This window comes from Brachybacterium sp. AOP24-D1-21 (assembly GCF_052378665.1).
Classification (GTDB): domain Bacteria; phylum Actinomycetota; class Actinomycetes; order Actinomycetales; family Dermabacteraceae; genus Brachybacterium.
The window spans coordinates 887239-907827 of the sequence record NZ_JBQSXX010000002.1 but is presented as its reverse complement, the minus strand read 5'-3'; the positions used below and the strand labels follow the sequence as shown (position 1 = coordinate 907827).

The following is a 20589-nucleotide window of genomic DNA, read 5'->3' as shown; positions in this document are numbered from 1 at the left end:
GCTCAGTGTCCCATGCCGAGGCCGCCGTCGACGGGGATCACGGCCCCCGAGATGTACGCCGCATCGTCACTCGCTAGGAACGTGACCGCCTTCGCCACTTCCGACGGATCCGCGAAACGGCCCGCCGGGATCGCCTTGCGGTAGGAGGCCTGGAGATCCTCGGAGAGCGCCTGCGTCATCTCGGTGTCGATGTAGCCGGGCGCGACCACGTTCGCGGTGATCCCGCGGGAGCCGAGCTCACGGGTGAGCGCGCGAGCGATCCCGATCAGCCCCGACTTCGACGCGGCGTAGTTCACCTGGCCCGGCGAGCCGTAGAGGCCCACCACCGAGCTGATCAGCACGATGCGCCCCTTCTTCTTCCGCATCATCGACTTGATGACCCGCTTGACGGTGCGGAAGGCACCGGTGAGGTTGGTGTCGATGACGGATTCGAACGACTCGTCGCCCATCCGCAGCAGCAGCTGATCGTCGGTGATCCCTGCGTTGGCCACCAGCACCTCGATCGGGCCATGGGCCTGCTCGACCGTCTGGATGGCCGCATCCAGGCTCTCCCCGTCGGTGACGTCAGCGGCGACGGTCAGCGCGCCGTCCGGCCCGCCCTGCCCAGATCTGCTGGTCACAGCAACCTTGTCCCCGCGACGGAGGAACTCCTCGGCGATCGCGCGACCGATCCCCCGGTTCCCTCCGGTGATCAGGACACTGCGCGGCTCGGTGGTGGCGTCGGACATTCAGACTCCTGGGTGAGAGGTGGGCGGGGCGGATGCCCTCATAAAGGACGATGTCATGCGGTGAGGGAAACGCCTCGGCATGTGCTCGTGCTCTACGATACGGGGCGAGAGAGTGTCGGGATCCATGGGGGGTACCCGTCCACGAACATCGCCCCGGAAGGTGCTGCCCGATGGCATATCGATTCAATCCTCCGCCGAACTGGCCGATCGACGATGCCAACTGGAGCCCGCCTCCCGGCTGGCAGCCGGATCCCTCGTGGGGCCCCGCTCCCGACGGCTGGAACTTCTGGACCGCGTCCGAGCAGGCCCCGGCCCCGCAGGCGACCTCCGAACAGGCTGGTGCGGCCGACGACGACGATGCCACTCGCGTCGCATCAACCAGTGAGCAGGGACCGACCGCTCCCGCACCTGACGCCGACGACGCCACCCGGGTGGCCTCCACCGGCGAGCAGACGCCTGCCGCCGAGCAGGCTCCCGTCGTTGAGCAGGCTCCCGACGTTGAACAGGCAGCCGGCGATCAGCAGGCATCCGCCGGGCAGTACGGGTCGCTGAACCCCTACGGGCAGGCTCCCGCCGCCCAGGATGCGCCCGTGCAGGGTGCGCCCGAGCAGGATGTCGACCAGTCCGCTGGCGGCGGCTCCATGCCGCTGGCCGACGACCAGAGCAGCTCAGCCCCGGCGGAGTCCGTCGGTCGCCACGCTGCGGAGCCCGCCGCCGCCGCGGAGCCCGTTGCCGCTCCGGAGCCCGCCGTCGCAGCCGAGCCGGCTGGGACCGCTGAGGAGTCCGGCCTTGCCGCCGCGCCGCAAGATGCGTCCGCAACGGCCGTCCATGATGACGCCACCCATGTCGCGGACTCCGGGCAGCGCGACAGCGCCGCTCCCGATGCCGCCGGTTCCCACGCAACGCAGGCGGAAGGCGCCGCTGAGACTGCCGAATATGGGGGCCCCGATCTCGAGGCCGACCTCGCACAGCAGGCACCCTACGAGTCCGCGCCGTACGAGTCCGCAGAGCCCGTCGCCGCCGATGACAGCAACCACTCCGGTGAGGGCTCTCAGGGCGCCGGCTACGGCATGGCGGCCGGTGCCGCAGCCGCCGGCGGGGCTGCTGGCGCGGCAGCCGCGTCCGGCCAGCAGGATCCCTCCGGTCAGGGCTACGGGCAGGCATCCCCCAGCCAGGGCTACGGCCAGCAGCCCGCGGACCAGGGCTATGGCCAGGGTTCGCCCGCTCAGGGCTACGGCGACGGCTCCTCCGCTCCCGCCTATGGCCAGGCATCACCTGCCCAGGGCTATGGCCAGCCCTCGCCGGCCCAGGGCTACGGTCAGGCCTCGCCCGCCGCGGGCTACGGCCAGGGTTCCGCACCGGACTACCCGGGACAGGGCTCCGCCTCGGACTATCCCGCACCGGGCTACGGCCAGAACTCCCCCGGAATCGACACCGGGTCCGGCTGGACCGCGTCGACCGGCGCCGGTGAACCGCCGAAGAAGGGCATCATCCAGCGCTTCTGGTGGATCGGCTGCCTGATCGCGATCGTGCTCGTGCTCGCGCTGATCGCCATCGGCGGCATCTTCCTGTTCAGCCGCTCGGGCGGCACGGAGGCCGGTGGTGGCGGTTCTACCACCACTCAGGAGGAGGATCCGACGACGGACGAACCCACCGACGAGGAGACCACCGAGGAAGAGCCGACCGAGGAGGAGACCACCGAGGACGAGATCCCGATCCCGACCGATCTCAACACGATCGACCCGGCCGCCGAGGCTGAGGCGATCAACATCGTGGGACCCGATGGCACGGGCACCATGGCGGTCCACATGGTCTACACCCCCGGCGCGGAGCTGGAGCGAAGCTACGGAGGTGCCGTCGAAGACGCGCAGCAGGGCGACTACGTCGTGCTCACCGCCAAGATGACGGTGACCGAGGGCGAGCTGTCCATGAACCCGTTCCGGTTCGATATCCAGACCCCCTACGGCGGCGCCGTGGAGCCGGCCACCGCGAGCTTCGGCCTCAAGGGCTCCGGGACCGACGGCCCGAACGAACACCAGGCAGGAGAGGAATACACGCTCACGCTCCTCTTCGACGTGAAGCGTGCCGGTGGCAACAAGCTGGTCTTCGACTCCCGTGCCGACCAGTACTCCTGGGACGTCCCTGCGTGACCCAGCGCCAGCGCTTCAACCCGCCGCCCCACTGGCCGGAGCCTCCGCATGACGGATGGATCCCGCCGGCGGACTTCCGACCCCAGTACTCCTGGGGTCCGGTGCCGGCGGGTTGGAGGCTCTGGCTGAAGGACCAGCCCTCAGGGCAGGGCGAGGCACCGTTGCAGGACTCCGAGGATGTCCCTGCCAGCGGTGCCCGCCCGCGGTCTCGGGTGGACCAGTACCCGGTCGCCGTGCTGAACCCCGGGATGTGGACGGAGAACCACCTGCAGTCCGAGGACTATGGGTTCCCTCCGGCGAAGCCCCGCAAGCAGCGGCCGCGGCTGCGGCTCGGGGTGACGATCTCGGTCACCGCTCTGGGATTCGTGGTCGCTGCGCTCACCGCAGTCATGTTCGTGCTGCTGGTCGACTTCGCGATCGAAGACCTGCCCGGGATGATGGCGGAGGCCGCGGGGCACCTGCAGGCCGTCGCCCCGGTGACCGAGGCGGGTGCCGCGGCACCGGTCGCCGAATGACCGACAGCACCGCCCGTCGACGCATCCTCTTCAGCCGAGAGACCCTGCTGGGGCTGGTGGCTGTGCTGCTCCTGGCGGCGCTCTGCGTGCTGCTGGGCATGTGGCAGTACGGACGCTACGAGAACCGCCGTGACGAGGCGGCCGTGGTCCGCACCAACTACGAATCCGCACCGGTCTCCCTGGACCAGGTGCTCCCTGATCCGCAGTCGCCGCTGAGCACCGCAGACGTCTGGACCCCGGTGACCCTGCACGGCAGCTACTGCACCGAAGGCGACTGCGTGCTCTATGTGCGCAATCGCCAGCTCTCGGGCCAGGTCGGGTATTGGCAGCTGGTTCCGTTCCAGGCCGACGACGGCACGAGTCTGCTGGTCGTTCGGGGCTGGGTGCCGCAGCAGGCGGATTCCTCCGACCCGGCGCAGCTCGCTCCTGCACCCGAAGGAGAGCTCACCGTCACGGTGCGCCTGCGGCCCGCCGAGCCCGTACTGGACCGGGAGCCGCCCCCGGGCCAGACCCATTCGGTCAACCCCGAGCAGTCCGCCGGGCTGATGGGACTGGAGGATGGGGGCCTCGTCTCCCAGGCGTATGGAGAGCTGGCCGCAGAAGATCCGGCAGCAGAACGGCCGACGGCGCTCCCCTACCCCGACACCTCCCTGGGCCCGCACCTGTCCTACGCCGTCCAGTGGTGGGTCTTCGCGCTGTTCTTCCCGGCCGCTCTGATCTACCGCACGCGCCGGCTCTTCCAGGATCTCGCAGCGGACGAGGAGGAGCGGGACGCCGTCGGCTCCGAGCACTCCGACGCCGCGCCCGCAGCTTCCCGGACCACCCTGGACCATGACGACGAGACGGGGCGAGGCGAAGCGGCATCTGCGGCCACGCCGCGCCCCTCCCGACAGCCCACCGATCACCGTCCCCGCCGTGCGGTCCGCGCTCGGCGCCGGGGCCAGGACGAGGAGGAAGAAGATGCCCTCATCGATCAGCAGACGCCCTGAGCGTAGCAGCGACCCGAGGTCCAGGTTCCTGCCGGGCCCGAGGCCGCGACGCATCGCCCACCGCGGCCTCGCCCTCGACGGGGCCGAGAACACGATGCGTGCCTTCGAGGACGCCCTGGCGGCCGGTGCCGGCATGCTCGAGACAGACACCCGCGCCACCCGCGACGGGCTGGCGCTGGCCTTCCATGATGAGGACCTGCTCCGCGTCGCCGGTGACGAGCGCCGGATCGATCAGCTCAGCGCCCATGAGGCCGGTACGGTGCGGCTCGCCGGAGACGAGCCGCTGGCGATGCTCGAGGATGTGCTGGGCACCTTCCGCGACGTCCCGCTCAACGTGGACATCAAGGACGCCGCGGCGATCGGGCCCGCGGTCGCCGCAATTGCGCGCACCCGCAGCGCCGACCGGGTCTGCGTGGCGGGCTTCGACGGCGACGTGGTCCGCAAGGCCGTCGCCACGATCCACGCAGCCACCGGGACAACCCCGGTGCGCAGCCCCGCCCGCGGCGTGATCGGGAGCTTCCTCGCAGCCCGTGCGGTGGAGGCCCCCGCCCCCGTCATCCGCCGGATCCTCGCTCCCTACGGCGCGCTGCAGGTCCCTCCCACCTATCAGGGGATCCCGGTGGTCACCACGGCGAATGTCGCTGCTGCCCACCGCGCCGGGTGCGAGGTGCACGTGTGGACGATCGATGACCCCAGGACCATGCGGGAAATGCTGGTCATGGGCGTGGATGGTATTATCACCAATCGGGTCGATCTGCTCTCCGAGCTGCTCTCGAATAGTCCCAGCAGCATCTGAGACGCGAGGACCCCACCCGGGTCTGGGAACAGATCCGGCTCCGTGCGCGTTGGCACCTTCGAGTGCCACCACACCACCTTCGAGTGCCACCACACCACAGACCTCTCCGGACGGCACACCGTCCGGCCGCCATCCCCGGCAGGAAGCGAGAACCGCATGAACAGCCGCAGCCTCCGAGGCACCCGACTGGGCTCCCTCTCCATGGAGACCGACGAGGGCGTCCTCGCCGCACCGCGCCAGGAGTCCGTCTACGACTGCCCCAACGGCCACACCATCGTCCTCCCCTTCTCGGTCGAGGCCGACGTGCCCGCCGTGTGGGAGTGCCGCTGCGGCGCCTCCGCGCTGCTCCGTGACCATGAGCGTCCCGAGGTGAAGCCGGGCAAGCCCGTGCGCACCCACTGGGACATGCTGCTCGAGCGTCGCAGCGAAGAGGACCTCCAGGTCCTCCTCGACCAGCGCCTCGCGCTGCTGCGCGCCGGGAAGCTTCACCAGCGCCGCAACCTCTGAGACATCCGCACTGCTCACCTGAGCAGAGCGACGAGGGGGCATCCACCATGCGGTGGGTGCCCCCTCGTCATGTCCCCCGCGCTCGTCGTGTCCCCCGAGCGCGTCGTGGTCCCCGAGCTCGTCATGGTCTCCGAGAGCCAGCGCACGATGGGTGGTGTGTGGCTCCACCCCTCTGAAGTTGTAGCTCCATCCCCTCTGAAGGTGCGGCTCCATCCCCTCTGAACTGTCGCCCACGAAGCCCCCAGGCGACAGTTCAGAGGGGATGGGCGACGCGAGAGCGACAGCTCAGAGAGGACGGGCGATGCGAGAGCGACCACCCAGACCGGATGGGCGGCCCGAGAGCGACAGTTCAGAGGGGATGGGTGACGCGAGCGGGCTCGCGCACGAGACATCGAGCGCTCTGGCCCTGGATGTCCTGGCCCTGGAGTGGCACGGAGCGGTGGGGAGGCTCAGTCTTGGGTGATGATGGGCGGCGTGCTGCCGTCACCGCGTGACGGGCCCGACGAGCGGCTGTCGAGGATGATCTCGCCGTCGATGACGCCGGTGCCGGAGCGGCGGTAGAGCACCTTGCGCGCCCCCTCGGAGCCGCTGCTCAGCCCCATCGCCTTGACCGAGCGGCGCTGCACCGGGGTGAGCAGCAGGACCAACCCGATCAGATCGGTGAGGATTCCTGGGAAGAAGAAGAACAGCGCGGAGAGCAGCGTGAACGCCGGGCGGGAAAGATGCTCCTGCACGTCTCCGCGACCGCGCACAGCGCGAACTAGAGAGCGCAGGCGCACGAAGGACTGCTGACCGGCGGCGACCAGCAACGCGATGCCGACGACCCAGCCCACGGCGATCGCGAGCACGGACCACCAGAGGCTGGTGTTGATCCCGATCAGGACCAGGATGGTGAGCTCCACGAGCCCCAGCAGGACGACCCCCAGCGGGATCAGGACCCCCCAGCGCGAAGTCGAGCCGGAGCGTGAGGTCGAGCCGGAGCGCGGGTTCTGCGCGCCGTCGGCGGCTGAAGCGCGTGCGGACGCCCCCGAAGTGCTGCGCTGCTGTGCGGCCATGAAGGCTCCCTTCCTGCGGTGGCGAACCAGTTCAGCCTAACTCAGGGCCTTGCGAACCGCCTGGGCACGACGTGACAGTCCCCAGACAGTGACCTTCACGAGCGCTTCCCGCACGATTCCCGAGGACATCTTGCTGGCCCCCTCGGTGCGCTCGTCGAAGTCGATCGGCACCTCGGCGATCACCGCCCCCAGGTCGCGGGCACGTCGGGTCATGTCCACCTGGAAGCAGTAGCCCTGGGAGGCGACGTCCTCGGCGATCACTCGCTCGAGCAGTTCAGCGCGGAACACCCGGAAGCCGGCGGTCGCGTCCGAGACACCGAGTCCCATCAGGGCCCGCACGTAGACGTTCGCGCCCCGGGAGAGCACCTGGCGGCGCAGCGGCCAGTCATGCACCGCCCCGCCGGGGATCCAGCGGGAGCCGATCGCGAGGTCGGCGCCGCGTCGCACCGCCTCAAGCAGCCCGGGCAGCTGCTCGGGTCGGTGCGAGGCATCGGCGTCCATCTCCCCCAGCTGCTGGTAGCCGCGTTTGATCCCCCAGGCGAAGCCGGCGAGATAGGCGGGTCCCAGACCCTGCTTGCCGGCCCGGTGCAGCACGTGCACCGCCGGATCCTGGGCTGCCATCTGCTCAGCCCACGCACCGGTGCCATCCGGGGAGGAGTCGTCGACCACGAGGACATCCGCCTCGGGCACAGCGGCGCGCAGACGGGCCAGAGTGCCCGGCAGCGCCTCTCGCTCATCGTAGGTGGGGATGACGATGAGGGTCGGCGGCAGCGGGGCATTGGAGGGATGCATGGTCACTGTCCTCGGCGGGTGCGGGATGGTGCGGTACCGGCAGAACCGCTGCGGGCAGAGCCGCCGCGGGCAGAGGCACTGCGGGTAGAGCCGGTGCTGGCGGTCGCGGAGCGGGCGAGGGCGCGACGGTCGGTGGTCAGCGCGGACAACAGCCCCACCAGTCCCAGGGCGGAGATCACGACTGCGATCCACGGACCTGCCGCGACCGCCGGGGTGATGCCGGTGCGGAGGGGAACGTCGGCCAGCAGCGAGCCTCGGTCCCAATGACCGACCAGGTCGATCTGGCGACCTTCCGGGCTGAAGATCGCAGAATCTCCCACGGTGGAGATGTGGACGACGCTGCGGCCGGACATCACCGCCATCACCTTCGCCTGGGCGAGCTGCTGGATCGCCTCATGGGAGTCTCCGAACAGCGCGTTGTTGGACTGCACGACGATGACCTCGGCGCCTCCATCGACCACATCATGGACGAGGGAGTCGTAGGCGATCTCGAAGCAGATCAGGATCCCCACTTTCCCCTCTCCCTGATCGAGGGCGCCCAGATCCATCACTCCGACGTCCTGCCCCGGGATCATGTCCAGGGAGACCAGGTCGACCTTGTCGGTGAGCTGGCGGAACAGCCCGCGCATCGGGATGAACTCGCCGAACGGCACCGGATGACGCTTGGAGTACTGGTAGGGCGTGGTCGCCTCGGGGGTGAACAGCACCGACTGGTTCAGCCTCTCGGTCTCGCCCACCCGCGTCTGGGTGCCGATCAGGATCGGGGCACCGGCGTCCTCGGCCGCGGAGGTCAGCTGGTCCGCGAGCACCGGATCCTGCCGCGGATCCCAGCCGGTGGAATCCTCGGGCCAGACGATCAGGCCCAGCTGGGTGCCGTCGGCCGCCGTCTGCTCGATGATCTCCCGGGTCACGGCGAGGTGGTTCTCGAAGACGTCATCGGGCATGGTGAAGGAGATCGGATCGATCTCGCCCATCGAGCCCTGGATGGCGGCGATCGTCATGGACGGCCGGTCCACCGGTGCGCGGTTGTGCGGATAGGGGACCACCACGGTCACCAGCACGAGGGACACCGCGATCGCGCAGGGCCATACGCCGGAGAAGCCGATCAGCCCGCGGCGGCGCCTGCCCAGCAGCGCGAGCACGCCGAACAGCAGCAGCTGTCCCAGCAGGGCGGTCACCAGCGAGAGCCCGGCCATCCCGATCCAGGGACCGAGGTTCAGCAGCGGGGACTCGGCCAGTGCGAAGGCACTGGCACCCCAGGACAGGCCACCCCAGGGGGCGGTGCTGCGCAGCGTCTCGACTCCCACCCAGAGCGCCGCGACGATCAGTGCGCTGGAGATGCACAGGCCTCGACGCACCATCACGGTCCGAGCGACCAGGCCGAAGAGCACGATGTAGAGGGCCTCGAACACGCCCAGTGCGATCCAGGGCATCGTACCGGCGTAGGTACTCGCCCAATGCGTCAGCGGGACGAAGAACGCGAGCCCCCAGACCAGTGAGACGAACATCGCGAGCCGTGAGGAGCGGACGAGCAGGCCCGCCCCGAGCAGGGCGATCGCCACCGGCAGCAGCATCCACATGCCGTAGGGAGGAAAGGCCAGCAGTGCGCAGAAGCCGCCGAAGCCGCCGCACAGCACAGCAACCGGCCAGGGTGTGGGTGTGAACTCGTCACGAGACTTACGGCTGCGCTCGCGCGACGGTCTCGACCGTGTGGTCGCCGTCATCCGCCGTCCTGACCGAGCCGGTCGTGGAGGATGTGTCCGTCCACCACCGTGCGCAGGGCGCGCGGGGTCCCCTGGTCCAGGTCGGGCAGGAGCGGGGTGCGGGAGCGCGGGTCGGTGGACCAGCTGTCCACCCGCTGGGCATGGGAGCGGACAGTGAGGTCCCACGGCTCCCACACCACGAAGGTCGCCGGGATCCCCGTCTGCAGGGACCCGGGGTGGCGGTTCCCGGCCACCCGCTGCCCGCCACGGGAGGCGGCGAGGAAGGCCGCGCGGTCGCTGATGCGCTGCTCGGCGGGGCTGGTACGGGCGGCGCCGCGCACCCAGTCCCAGGGATCGGCCGCCGCCGGCTCGCCCGCGGAGGCGAAGGCGAGCGGGGTGCCCTCAGCGAGCAGGTCGAGATAGTCGGCGCTCTCGCTGACCGGGGCGACGATGCGCACTCCCTCTCGGATCCCGGTGGGGCCGGGCAGCCGCAGCACGATGCCGAGCGCGGCCGCTGCGGCATCATCCGCAGGATCAGGGGCAGAGCCGTCGGCGGTCGCGGCGGCGTCCACGAAGCCCGGAGTGATCAGGCAGCCGGTCGCATCGACCTGCTGAACATCGCCGTGGAGCACGCGCGCGGTGTCCTCCGGGCCGGTCCACGCGATGAGCCCGTCCGCGACCAGCATCGCGGAGGCCTCCGGATCGCCGGCGCTGTACAGCACGATCCCGGTGTAGAGCATCGGGGCGGCGGCCTGCCCGGTCGCGGGGGTCTGATGACGGTCGTTCTCGCTCACGGGGCCAAGCTTCTCCCGTCCGCCTGGGAAAAAGCTCATCGGTCGATCTCCTGGGCCACCAGACCTCGTCGCACGGCCCTGATCGACTCGCGTGCGATGTGTCCGAGCTCGGGGTCCGCAGTGAGCTGATCGAGCAGGTCGATCACCTGGCGGCAGTGCCGCACGAAGTCCCCGGGCGGCAGATCGTTGCCCTCGAGCGCTGCGGCCAGGTGCAGACCCTGCGCCCAGCGGTGCACGATCGCAGAGATCGCGGGATCGGGGGCACTGGTGGGCGTGATGCCATATCGGCTCTCAGCGGCCTGCAGGCGCGCGGCGACCCGGGCGGAGGCCTCGAGCGCGGCACCCACGGCGGGCTCGGGGATCAGCTCCGGGGCACGATCGTCGCGGCGAGACTCATGCACCGCGGCGGAGACCACCGCGGCCAGCCCGGCGGCGGAGAGTCCCGACCAGGCGCCGTGCTCCAGGCACTCGGCGATCAACAGGTCCCGGTCGCTGAACAGCCGTCGCAGCCGCAGGCCGCTCGCCGTCGGTCGCAGTTCCGGGGTGGGGGTCGGTCGCAGCTCCGCGGAGCCAGCATCCGTCACCGCGTCGGGGATGCCGACGGCGGACGAGGTGCTGACCCGTTCGAGATAGCCGAGCTCGATGAGCAGGCCGGTGAGCAGGTCGAACTGACGGGCCAGGGAACTGGTGCGCCCCCGGATCCTGCGCTGCACTCCCTCGAGCTCCGCGCGGCTCTTCCGCCAGCGGCCCACCCAGCGCAGATGCGACTCCAGGTCCGGACACTCGCCGCACGGATGCGCGCTCAGCTGTTCGCGCAGGCCGAGCAGCTGCTCATCGGTGGCGACGGTCGAGGGGGTGCGGCCGGTGCGGCGCCGCACCTCGCGGCGATCGGCGTCGTCCTGTCCGGCCAGTCGCTGGCGCAGCGCGGCCGCGGTGTCCTTGCGCACCTTCCCACTGCCCAGGGCATCCTGCCGCGGGAGGCGGAGGCTGTCGATCACGGCGGGCGGGGAGGGGACATCGCCCGGGCGCAGGCTGCGACGTCGGCCCTCGGTGTCCAGCAGGTCCACCTGTGGGCCGCCGAGTACCGCGCGGTCCACGTCCAGCACCACCGCGTACCCCCGGCGCTTCCCGCCGGGAAGCGCGATCACCTCACCACGGCGGAGGTCACCGAGGACCGAGCGGGTCCGGTCCCGGTCCGCAGCAGCGCGAGCCTGGGCGAGGGTCTTCTCGCGCTCGGAGACGGCTTCCTGGAGCTGCGCGTACTCGAGGAGATCGCCGCGGTCGCAGGTCACCGCCTCCTGGTAGGACGTCACCGTGTCCTCGAGCTCCCGGGCGCGGCGGGCGAGCCCCACCACGGAACGGTCTGCCTGGAACTGCGCGAAGCTGGTCTCGAGGGTCTCCCGGGCACGTGCCAGATCGAAACGGTCCAGGAGGTTCACGGCCATGTTCGGGGTGGGTCGGAACGCCGAGCGCAGCGGGTAGGTGCGCTTCGAGGCGAGGGAGGCCACGGCGGGGGCATCGAACCGGGGCCCCGCGACGACCACAGCATGGCCCTCGGTGTCGATACCGCGGCGGCCTGCGCGTCCCGTGAGCTGAGTGAACTCTCCCGGTGTGAGGTCCGCGTGCTCGACACCGTTGAACTTCACGAGCTTCTCGAGCACCACCGACCGGGCTGGCATGTTGATGCCCAGCGCGAGGGTCTCGGTGGCGAAGACGACCTTGATCAGCCCCCGGGCGAAGAGCTGCTCGACCACCGTCTTCAGCAGCGGCAGCATCCCGGCGTGGTGGGCGGCAAAGCCGTCGAGCACCGCGCGGCGGAAGGAGGCGATGCCGAGGACCTCCTCGTCCTCGGCGCCGATCCCGGCAAGCTGCTCGTCGAGCACTGCGCGGATCTCACGTCGCTCCCGGTCATCGGTGAGGTGCAGGCGCGCCCGTGCACACTGCTGCACGGCGCCCTCGCACCCGGCGCGGGAGAAGATGAACACGATCGCGGGCAGCAATTCTGCCTGGTCCAGCAGGGCTACGACCTCGGGACGCCGCATCGTGCGCTGCGGCAGTCCGGGGGCCTGACCGCCGTGGCTCCTACTGTCGCTGCTCCTGCTGTCACCGCTCCGGTTGCCGCCGTAGCCGCTGCCGTCGTAGGCGCCGGGGCCACGCCCCCTGCGCTTGTGGGGAGGGCGGTGCTGTCCGGAGCCGCGGGGCCGGTGGCGCCCGCCGGTGCCCTTCCTCCCCCGGTAGTCCTTGCCGCGCGCGCCGCCGGTCCGCTCGTCGACGGGAAGGGAGAACGAGGTGATGCGTTCGATCTCGGGGTTCACCTGACGGTCGCTGCGGGCGCCCGGACCCTGTGACACCACAGCTTCCCCGTCGGCATCGACGAAGAGGTCCAGGAGTTCATCGCCCACGATCACGTGCTGCCACAGCGGCACCGGGCGAGTCTCGGAGACGATGATCTCGGTGCTCCCGCGGACCTCCTGCAGCCAGGCACCGAACTCTTCCGCATTGGAGACCGTCGCCGAGAGCGAGACCAGCTGCACCGAGCGGTCGAGGTGGATGATGACCTCTTCCCACACCGGCCCGCGCAGGCGATCGGCGAGATAGTGCACCTCGTCCATCACCACGAACCCCAGTCCCTGCAGGAGGTCGGAGTCCGCGTACAGCATGTTGCGCAGCACCTCGGTGGTCATCACGACCACCTCGGCATCGGGGCGGATCGAGGTGTCGCCGGTCAGCAGACCCACACGTTCGGCGCCCAGCCAGTCCACCAGCTCGCCGAACTTCTGATTGGACAGCGCCTTGATCGGCGCGGTGTAGAAGACCTTGTGGCCCCGGGCCAGTGCGAGATGCACCGCGAACTCCCCCACCACGGTCTTGCCGGCGCCGGTGGGGGCGGCGACCAGGACCGAGCTGCCGCCCTCGAGCGCCCGCCCGCCCGCCAGCTGGAACTCGTCGAGATCGAAGGGGTAGCGGGCGGTGAAGGCGGTGAGCTCGCGGGAGGACTGCTCCTGCTGCTGCTCCTGCTTCCACTGGGCGTAGCGCTCGGAGGGAGAGGTCACTGGGCTCCCTCGCTGCCGTCGGCGGTCTCCGCCGCGGCGGGCAGCTCGGCGAGCAGCCGCACCGCTCCGGGCAGCACCCGTGCTGTCAGCGGCAGCAGCGAGCGGGGCTCGCCATCCGCGTAGGCGCGCAGTGCCCGGCCGTGGCGCAGGCCGACGGTCACCTCGCGCACGGGCTGGATCTTCACCGCGTCCAGGGTGGTGTGCGTGCCCCGGTAGACGCGCGGGAAGAAGCGCAGCAGCTGGCTGCGGCCCAGCCCGGCGACGGTGACCAGCTCGAGCATGCCGTCATCGATCCGCGACTCGGGGACGATCTTCATCCCGCCGCCGAAGATCCCGGAGCTGCACAGGGTCAGGATCGTGGCGTCCAGCTCGATCCGCTCGCCCCCGTCGATCTCGAGCCAGTAGGGCAGGGGGGTGAAGGCGGGCAGCTCGCGCATCAGGGCCGTCGTATAGCGGACCGTGTGGCGGGCCCGAGAGCTGTTGGCACGTGCGTTGACCAGGGCATCGAAGCCCAGGTTCACGTTGCCCAGGGCGAGCGAGCGATGCGGCAGCGCATGCTCGCCGGCGGCGATGATCTCGATCGCGTCGATCGTCACCACCGGGCGCGACAGGGCGTGGAGGAGGGCCCGGGTGGACTCCTCCGGATCGTTGATCGTCAGCCCGAGGGCGCGCGCGAAGTCATTGCCGCTGCCGGCAGGGACGATCCCGAGCCGCACCGGGGAGCCGGCCACGATCTCGGCGCCGAGCGAGACGGTGCCGTCACCGCCGACGACCACCAATGCGGTCAGGGAGTCGCGGATCTCCTCGGCGCGGGCCCGGGCGAGGTGGGCGGAGGTGGCGGAGAGGTCCACCACGGAGATCCCGGCCAGCCGCAGCAGATGGCCGACCTGGCGGCCGACCCGGTGAGCGGCTCCCTGTGCAGCGGTGGGATTCGCGAGCAGACCCACACGGAGCCTGCTCACCGCCCGTCCCCGTCGGCGTCGTCCAGGCGGGACGGGCCGTCGATCTTCTCCACCTCGTCGTCGATGCTGCTGGCCTGGTCATCGTCGAGGTCCTCGTCACCGGACCTGCGCGCCTTGCGCCGATCGTGGATCAGCGAGATGACGATCGCACCGAAGAAGAGGCTGGCGATCGCTGCGGACATCGCGATCAGCGTGATCGGCTCCGGGGTGGGGACCATGACGGCGGTGAAGGCGAAGCTCAGGAAGATGATCCAGCGCCACGCCTTGAGCATCGCCTTGCCGCTGACCAGCCCCATGAAGTTCAGCAGGACCATCACCACCGGCATCACGAAGGCGATGCCGAAGGCGAGCATGGTCTTGATCAGCAGCGCGAGGTACTGGTCGTAGGGGATGATCTGCGAGACCGAGCCCTCGGTGGGCGTGAAGCTCATCAGCACCGGCACCAGCTGGCTGACGGCCCAGTAACCGGCCACGCAGCCGACGAAGAACAGCGGGATCGCGCTGCCGAAGAAGCCGATGGCGTACTTGCGCTCGTTCTTGTGCAGGCCCGGCATCACGAACAGCCAGATCTGGGCGATGATCATCGGTGAGGACAGGATCAGGCCGATGTACGCGGCCATCTGCAGCTTGACGTTCAGGCCCTGGCCCACGCCCTGGAAGTTGATCAGCGACTGGAGCTCGGAGTCCTCGCTGGCTGCCTCGATCGGCGCCTTGACGGCGTCGAAGACCCACGGGAACAGGAACCAGCCCACGATGGAGAGCAGCAGGACGGTGATCGCGCTGATCATCAGCCTGTTGCGCAGCTCGACGAGATGCTCGCCGAGCGACATCCGTCCTTCGGGGTCCCTGCGTGACTTATTCGCGGGCTCCGATTCGGTCTGCTCGCGTCCCTGCGTATCACTCGCCACGGATCTGCTTCCTCCCAGCGCTCCGGGTCCGGACGGTCTCCCACCCGGGCCCGCTGTCGACGGCGCGCTCTGCGCCGAGATGCTCAGTCGCGACGGTAGGAATCGTCGTCGTCGTGGGCGCGGATCGGCTCGCGGCCGCGGTCCGCGTCATCGCGAGGGTTGTACTCGCGGTCGTCGTGGGAACGGCTGTCGCGGTCCTCACGCGGGCGCGTGGAGCGGGCCGGACGATCGTCCTCCTCGTCCTCGTCGGCGGGCTTCTCCTCGCCGCGGAGCTCCTCGACCTCACTCTTGAAGATGCGCATCGACTTGCCCATGTTGCGGGCGAGACCCGGGAGCTTGTTGGCCCCGAACAGAAGGATCACCAGCACGATCAGCAGGACGATCGCCCAGGGGTTGCGGAAGAAGTTCATGGAAGTCCCTTTCAACAGCGCCACGAGACGGCGCGGGCGCACCTATCATCCCACAGCGGACTGGGCGCCGGACGGGTCGCCACGGTGGCGACTCGGCCCACCGCACGGCGGGTCGTCCCAGCGTAACGGCTCCTACGAGGTGTGACGTACCGCGCCATCTCTTGCAACGGTCACGATCGTGTCTCTGAGATCACACGGCGAGAGCACCTCGGCCGCACCGGCGGATTCCAGCACCGCATCCACCAGCGGCGCCAGCAGCGGCGAGTCCAGCCGGGCGAAGGCCTCGCCGTCCCCGCCGTCCCGCATCTCGGCGGCCCCGAACGACTCGGCGATCCAATGCCCGGCAGGTTCGAGCCGGAGCCAGACCTCCCCCTCGACGCGCCCGGCCAGGGCCTGCTGCTCCCCCGCGTCGGCGCGGCTAATGGCGGTGCCGGCGGGCAGGATCTCGACCACGCGGTCCAGGCGGAACCGGCGCTGGGCCCCGGCGAGCTCGCAGTCGGCGAGCAGGTAGGAGCGCACGCCATCGCTCTCGATGCGCAGCGGCCGGATCCTGCGCACGCTGGTGCCGGGCCGGTCGGAGGAGGAATAGCGGATCACGAGCTGTCCGTCCTCCGCGCCGGGCTGCGCGCGCAGCGCGCCATGCACAGCGGCGAGGACCGTCTCCGCGCGGTCCGCGGTGCGGGCGGCCATCTCGTCGGCGGTGATCGCGTCGGCCAGGTCGGATCGAGTGGGCACCTGCGCGGAGTCGTCGGGGCTGCCGGTCACACCGGCCAGCAGCTTCGCTCGTGCCGCGGCCACTGTCTGCTCGGCCTGGCCTGCGACGGGCTCGAGAGCTGCCAGCCCTGCTAGCAGCGCGGTGATCTCCACTGCGCTGAGGCTCAGGGCACGACGGAGCGGCTCGGCGTTGCGCACCCGCACCGTTCCGTGCTCCCACTCCGCCTCGATCAGGTCCTCCCAGCCGTCACCCATATCGCCGCAGACGAACAGCACCTGCAGATCTGTCACCAGCTGCTTCTCAGTGATGTCGAGGGCTTCGGCCAGCTCCGCCAGATCAGCCTCGCCACGGCTGAGCACATAGGACGCGGCGGAGATCAGCCGTGAGAGGTGGTCGCCGCTCTGCGGGGTGAGCCGGATCCTGGGCGTCGGGCGGCCGGTCGCCTCCTGGAGCTCCGAGAGCTGCGGCTCCTGCGCATGCAGGTCCGCGATCGAGCTCAGCACCTGGGCGAGCTCCTCCCGCCAGGGCTGCGGCTCGAGCAGCTCGACCCAGCGGATATCGCCCAGCAGCAGGCGACGAGCGGCGGGACGCGGGAGGCTCGGCAGCGTGAGGCGCTCAGCCTCGAGCGGCGCCCCCGCCCGGTCGCGCAGCGACAGTGCCTTGTACGGTGCTGCGCGCAGCACCGCGGAATCCCGGTCGTCACTGTCGAGCATGCGCCCGAGGACTCCGGAGAGATCCGTGTCCTCGGGCCGGGGCTGCTGAGCCGCAGCGAGGTCAGCCGGGAAGGATTCGATGCGCGAGGCACGGAAGAGGCGTGGCGCAGAACGATCCAGGTCCCAGCCGTAGATGTACCAGTGGCCCTCGTGCACCCCGACGACCCAGGGCTCGACCCGGCGCTCCGCCGGGGCTCCGTGGGTGGCGCGATAGGTGAAGCGGACGGACCTGCCGCCCACGACCGAGTCCAGCAGCGGCGAGAGCACGGGCAGCGACTCGACCGCACCGCGCGGGGTGCGTCGCAGCAGATCGGGGTCGGCGTCATGCCCGAGGCTCAGCAGCTTGGAGCGGACCCGGCGGGCCGCTCCGCCGGCTGCTGCCGCATCCCAGGCACGGCTCGCCGCGAGCAGCACCGTGTACTCCTCCGTGGTGAGATCCAGCACCGCTCCGGAGCGTGCCGTCTCGATCCGGTAGTACACCGTGTTCTCGTCGAGCACATCGCGCTCGGTCGCCAGGGGCAGGCCGAGCTCGAGGATGGCGGCCTTGTCGCGCTCGAACATCCGCTCCGCGGCCTGGTCGGAGACCGCATTCGCGTAATCGGGGATGACGGAGAAGAGCTTGGCGCGATCGATCCGTCGCCGTGAGCCGATCGTCATGATGACGTTGAGGAGTCTCTCCACATTCTTCGAAGCCACCCGGTCAGACTATCCGTCCGGACCGGCCGAATGGGCCGCTTCCGCGCCGCGGCTCTAGGCTGTGCTCATGCTGCGATGGGAACGGGGAACCGTGAAGGACGCACTGAGCTCCTGGCACGGTGTGGATCGGTTCGAGATCGAGCTCGATGACGATGCGGGGACGATCACCGCGATCGCCTTCCGAGAGCTGACCGGTCAGCCCCAGCTGGGCGAACGGGTGCTGCTGAACACCAATGCCCTGCGCCGCGAGCTGGGCACCGGCGGGGACGCCATGGTGGTGGCCCGCCTCGATGTGCTTCCCGAGGCGACGGAGACCAGCGGCCACATGGTCAAGGCCAGGTACACCCCGATGCAGACCATGGTCGACGCGCTCGACGATCCCGACGGGGAGCACTACGAGACGGTCCGCGCCGCGAAGAGCATCGACGGGATGCCGGTGGTGGTCGCGGATCTCCACTCCTCGCTGCCCGCCATCATTGCGGGCATCCGGGCCGAGCGGCGCACCGCGAAGATCGCCTACGTGCACACCGACGCCGCCGCGCTGCCGGCGGCCTACTCCCGCATCGCGGCCCGGCTGCGGGAAGCGGATCTGTTGGCCTCGGTGATCAGCGCCGGGCAGTCCTTCGGCGGCGACCTCGAAGCAGTGACCGTGCACTCGGCGCTGCTCGGGGCGAAGCACGTGGTCGGCGCCGACGTCGCGATCGTGATCCAGGGGCCCGGCAATCTGGGCACCGGAACCGGCTGGGGATTCTCCGGAGTGCAGGCGGCCGAGGCGGTCCATGCCGCCTCGGTGCTCGGCGGCCGCCCCGTCGCGACGCTGCGGGTCTCCGGTGCCGATGAGCGCAAGCGACATCGGGGCCTGTCCCATCATTCTTCGACCACCTATGGCCGTGCGCTGCTCGCCCCTGTCCACCTGCCCGTGCTCCCCCGCAACGACAGCCGGTACAACGCATTTCATGAGTCTGTACGGAAACAGGTGAAAACCACGATCCTCAAGCCGGCGGAGAAGCGCGGAGTGCGGCACCAGCTCACCGAGGTCGATGCCAAGGGCCTGCGGGATGCGCTGGAGGACATGCCGGTGCGGATGACCACGATGGGTCGCACTCTGGCGGAGGATCCCTGGGCGTTCCAGTACGCGGCGCTCGCGGGACGCTGCGCCGCGTCCCTCGCGCCGCGGGCCTGACGCCGGTCCCTGAGCCCCCAGCCCGACGACCGAGCTCAGGCCCTGAGAGCCTCGTTGCGAGGACCGATCTCAGGCCCCGAGAGCCTCGTGACGACGATCGAGCTCAGTCGCCGACCGCTTCGCCCCGTTCCTGCACCAGCCCCAGCAGCAGATGCGCAGCGGCGATCGCCCGATCGCCGTCGTAGCGCTGTATCGCGTGCAGGGCGAGGGTCGAGCCGTCGGCCAGGTCCAGGTGCGCCCAGGGGTCGCCCATCGGGAAGCTGATCCCGATCACCTCGGCCCACTCCAGGGTGCGGGTGCTCATCAGGTTGCGCACGACCAGCACCTCGGGGCGGGCGGTGACCGTCACCGAGGCCTCGAGATGGCAGAAGATGAAGACCAGCACGCCGACGGCGACCAGTCCGAGCCGTCCACCCCATTGGAAGCTGGTGATCATCACCGCGCCGCCGATCATCCCCGCCATCACGATGGTGGCGCTGAGGTAGGCGGCCACCCGTACCGCCCGGGGACGCAGCACGATCGAGGCACGGCTCTCCCCCGGCTGCTGATCCGCTGCGGGGGTGCTCATCGGCGTCTCAGATGCGGCAGGCCTGGATCGCGGTGACCAGGATCGCGCGGGCCCCGGCGTCGTAGAGGTCATCCATCATGCGGTGGGCGGAGCGGGTGTCCACCATCGCGCGCACCGCGGACCACTCCCCGCCGTGCAGCGGGGAGACCGTCGGAGACTGCAGGCCGGGGGTGATCTCGACGGCGCGCTCGAGCAGGGCCGTGGGGATGTCGTAGTCGAGCATCACGTACTCGCGCGCCACCAGCACCCCGCGGATGCGTCGCGCGAGGACCTCGAGGGAGTGGGTGCCGTCCTCGTCGAGCTCGAGCCCGGGGCGGGAGAAGAGGACCGCTTCGCTGGTCATGATCGCCTCGCCGAAGGGCTCGAGGCCCGCCTGGCGGAGCGTGCTGCCGGTCTCGACGACATCGGCGATCACATCCGCGACCCCGAGCCGGATCGAGGATTCGACGGCCCCGTCGAGGTGCACCACCTCGGCGGTGACGCCGCGCTCGGCGAGGTAGTCCTCGACGAGGTTCTCGTAGCTGGTGGCGATGCGGGCGCCCTGCAGCTCCGAGGCGTCGCGGCGGGTTCCCGCTGGCGCGGCGAAGCGGAAGGTCGACCGCGCGAAGCCCAGCGGCAGGATCTCATCGGCCGGGGTGCGGGAGTCCAGCAGCATGTCCTGGCCGGTGATGCCGACGTCCACCGTGCCGGAGCCCACGTACACCGCGATGTCCCGCGGGCGCAGGTGGAACAGCTCGACGCCGTTCTCCTCGTCGACCACGACGAGCTCCTTGGCCGTGCCGCGGCGCCGGTAGCCGGCCTCCTGGAGCAGATCGGCGGCGGGATCGGACAGGGCGCCCTTGTTGGGGACGGCGATGCGGAGCACGGATCCTCCTCGGCCGCCGCGGCGGCCACGAGTGGGGGTGGGACGGAGAGGAACAGGATGGAGGCGGCGAGACGCTGCAAGCCCGGAGGATGCGGAGGCAACGGCGGAAGAGCCGGAGACCGCGGGACCGGGTGCGAACCTTCGACCGCAGACCGGCGCGGGTCGGAGCTGGTGGGTCAGAGCTGTCGGTAGACGTCTTCGAGCGAGATGCCCTTGGCGATCATCATCACCTGCACGTGATAGAGCAGCTGGCTGATCTCCATGGCGGCGTCCTCATCGGTCTCGTGCTCGCAGGCCATCCACACCTCGGCGGCCTCTTCGACGATCTTCTTGCCGATCTGATGGACCCCGCCATCGAGTTCGCGGACGGTGCCCGACCCCTCAGGTCGGGTACGGGCCTTCTCAGTCAGCTCGGCGAACAGTGCCTCGAAATCCTTCACGCCGACAGGATACGCGTTCCGGCAGGTGGCCCGTTCAGAGGACCACC

19 protein-coding genes are annotated in these 20589 nt (G+C 70.2%); 6 read left to right on the top strand and 13 right to left on the bottom strand.

What is annotated here, in order from left to right; genetic code table 11:
• Positions 1-2: 2 nt before the first annotated feature.
• Positions 3-728: a beta-ketoacyl-ACP reductase gene (locus ACT3UF_RS18835; protein ID WP_441443037.1), complete on the bottom strand. Its 726-nt coding sequence runs from the start codon at positions 726-728 to the stop codon at positions 3-5.
• A 170-nt stretch (positions 729-898) separates the two neighbouring features.
• On the opposite strand from ACT3UF_RS18835, the gene ACT3UF_RS18830 reads away from it, so the two are divergent.
• From ACT3UF_RS18830 to ACT3UF_RS18810, 5 genes are all read left to right on the top strand, one after another.
• Positions 899-2878: a hypothetical protein gene (locus tag ACT3UF_RS18830; RefSeq protein WP_441443036.1), complete on the top strand. Its 1980-nt coding sequence runs from the start codon at positions 899-901 to the stop codon at positions 2876-2878.
• A complete protein-coding gene (locus ACT3UF_RS18825) occupies positions 2875-3393 on the top strand; it encodes a hypothetical protein (protein WP_441443035.1) in 519 nt (172 codons plus the stop codon). The genes ACT3UF_RS18830 and ACT3UF_RS18825 overlap by 4 nt, the downstream gene beginning before the upstream one ends.
• On the top strand, positions 3390-4382 hold the full coding sequence (locus ACT3UF_RS18820) for an SURF1 family cytochrome oxidase biogenesis protein (RefSeq protein ID WP_441443034.1): 993 nt from the start codon (positions 3390-3392) through the stop codon (positions 4380-4382). The genes ACT3UF_RS18825 and ACT3UF_RS18820 overlap by 4 nt, the downstream gene beginning before the upstream one ends.
• Complete coding sequence (locus ACT3UF_RS18815) at positions 4354-5178, top strand: glycerophosphodiester phosphodiesterase family protein (protein WP_441443033.1); 825 nt, start codon at positions 4354-4356, stop codon at positions 5176-5178. The genes ACT3UF_RS18820 and ACT3UF_RS18815 overlap by 29 nt, the downstream gene beginning before the upstream one ends.
• Positions 5179-5334: 156 nt before the next feature.
• The gene (locus ACT3UF_RS18810) at positions 5335-5685 is read left to right on the top strand and encodes an RNA polymerase-binding protein RbpA (protein WP_299305221.1); all 351 of its coding nucleotides are present in this window, start codon (positions 5335-5337) and stop codon (positions 5683-5685) included.
• A 449-nt stretch (positions 5686-6134) separates the two neighbouring features.
• Here ACT3UF_RS18810 and ACT3UF_RS18805 read toward each other — a convergent pair whose 3' ends face one another.
• From ACT3UF_RS18805 to ACT3UF_RS18765, 9 genes are all read right to left on the bottom strand, one after another.
• Complete coding sequence (locus ACT3UF_RS18805) at positions 6135-6740, bottom strand: FxsA family protein (protein ID WP_441443032.1); 606 nt, start codon at positions 6738-6740, stop codon at positions 6135-6137.
• A gap of 36 nt (positions 6741-6776) precedes the next feature.
• Positions 6777-7532 carry a polyprenol monophosphomannose synthase gene (locus tag ACT3UF_RS18800; RefSeq protein ID WP_441443031.1) on the bottom strand — a complete coding sequence of 252 codons (756 nt, stop codon included), beginning with the start codon at positions 7530-7532 and terminating at the stop codon, positions 6777-6779.
• A 2-nt stretch (positions 7533-7534) separates the two neighbouring features.
• On the bottom strand, positions 7535-9256 hold the full coding sequence (gene lnt, locus ACT3UF_RS18795; protein ID WP_441443030.1) for an apolipoprotein N-acyltransferase: 1722 nt from the start codon (positions 9254-9256) through the stop codon (positions 7535-7537).
• Positions 9253-10029 carry a hypothetical protein gene (locus tag ACT3UF_RS18790; protein ID WP_441443029.1) on the bottom strand — a complete coding sequence of 259 codons (777 nt, stop codon included), beginning with the start codon at positions 10027-10029 and terminating at the stop codon, positions 9253-9255. The genes lnt and ACT3UF_RS18790 overlap by 4 nt, the downstream gene beginning before the upstream one ends.
• A 35-nt stretch (positions 10030-10064) precedes the next feature.
• The gene (locus tag ACT3UF_RS18785) at positions 10065-13082 is read right to left on the bottom strand and encodes a DEAD/DEAH box helicase (protein ID WP_441443028.1); all 3018 of its coding nucleotides are present in this window, start codon (positions 13080-13082) and stop codon (positions 10065-10067) included.
• On the bottom strand, positions 13079-14044 hold the full coding sequence (locus ACT3UF_RS18780; RefSeq protein ID WP_441443027.1) for a diacylglycerol/lipid kinase family protein: 966 nt from the start codon (positions 14042-14044) through the stop codon (positions 13079-13081). Before ACT3UF_RS18780 ends, ACT3UF_RS18785 begins: the two co-directional genes overlap by 4 nt.
• A complete protein-coding gene (gene tatC, locus ACT3UF_RS18775) occupies positions 14041-14874 on the bottom strand; it encodes a twin-arginine translocase subunit TatC (protein ID WP_441443026.1) in 834 nt (277 codons plus the stop codon). The genes ACT3UF_RS18780 and tatC overlap by 4 nt, the downstream gene beginning before the upstream one ends.
• Before the next feature lie 161 nt (positions 14875-15035).
• On the bottom strand, positions 15036-15362 hold the full coding sequence (gene tatA, locus ACT3UF_RS18770) for a Sec-independent protein translocase subunit TatA (RefSeq protein ID WP_441443025.1): 327 nt from the start codon (positions 15360-15362) through the stop codon (positions 15036-15038).
• A 132-nt stretch (positions 15363-15494) separates the two neighbouring features.
• Entirely contained in the window at positions 15495-17486 is a 1992-nt protein-coding gene (locus ACT3UF_RS18765) for a WYL domain-containing protein (protein WP_441443024.1), read from the bottom strand.
• A 67-nt stretch (positions 17487-17553) separates the two neighbouring features.
• On the opposite strand from ACT3UF_RS18765, the gene ACT3UF_RS18760 reads away from it, so the two are divergent.
• On the top strand, positions 17554-18669 hold the full coding sequence (locus ACT3UF_RS18760) for a DUF3866 family protein (RefSeq protein WP_441443023.1): 1116 nt from the start codon (positions 17554-17556) through the stop codon (positions 18667-18669).
• 103 nt (positions 18670-18772) lie between these two features.
• Here ACT3UF_RS18760 and ACT3UF_RS18755 read toward each other — a convergent pair whose 3' ends face one another.
• The 3 genes from ACT3UF_RS18755 to ACT3UF_RS18745 form a co-directional block, all read right to left on the bottom strand.
• Entirely contained in the window at positions 18773-19237 is a 465-nt protein-coding gene (locus ACT3UF_RS18755; RefSeq protein ID WP_441443022.1) for a PH domain-containing protein, read from the bottom strand.
• Between the two features lie 7 nt (positions 19238-19244).
• The gene (gene hisG, locus ACT3UF_RS18750; protein WP_441443021.1) at positions 19245-20102 is read right to left on the bottom strand and encodes an ATP phosphoribosyltransferase; all 858 of its coding nucleotides are present in this window, start codon (positions 20100-20102) and stop codon (positions 19245-19247) included.
• Positions 20103-20278: 176 nt separating this feature from the next.
• Positions 20279-20542, bottom strand: coding sequence for a phosphoribosyl-ATP diphosphatase (locus ACT3UF_RS18745; protein ID WP_442331664.1), 264 nt, complete (start codon positions 20540-20542; stop codon positions 20279-20281).
• Between the last annotated feature and the right edge of the window lie 47 nt (positions 20543-20589).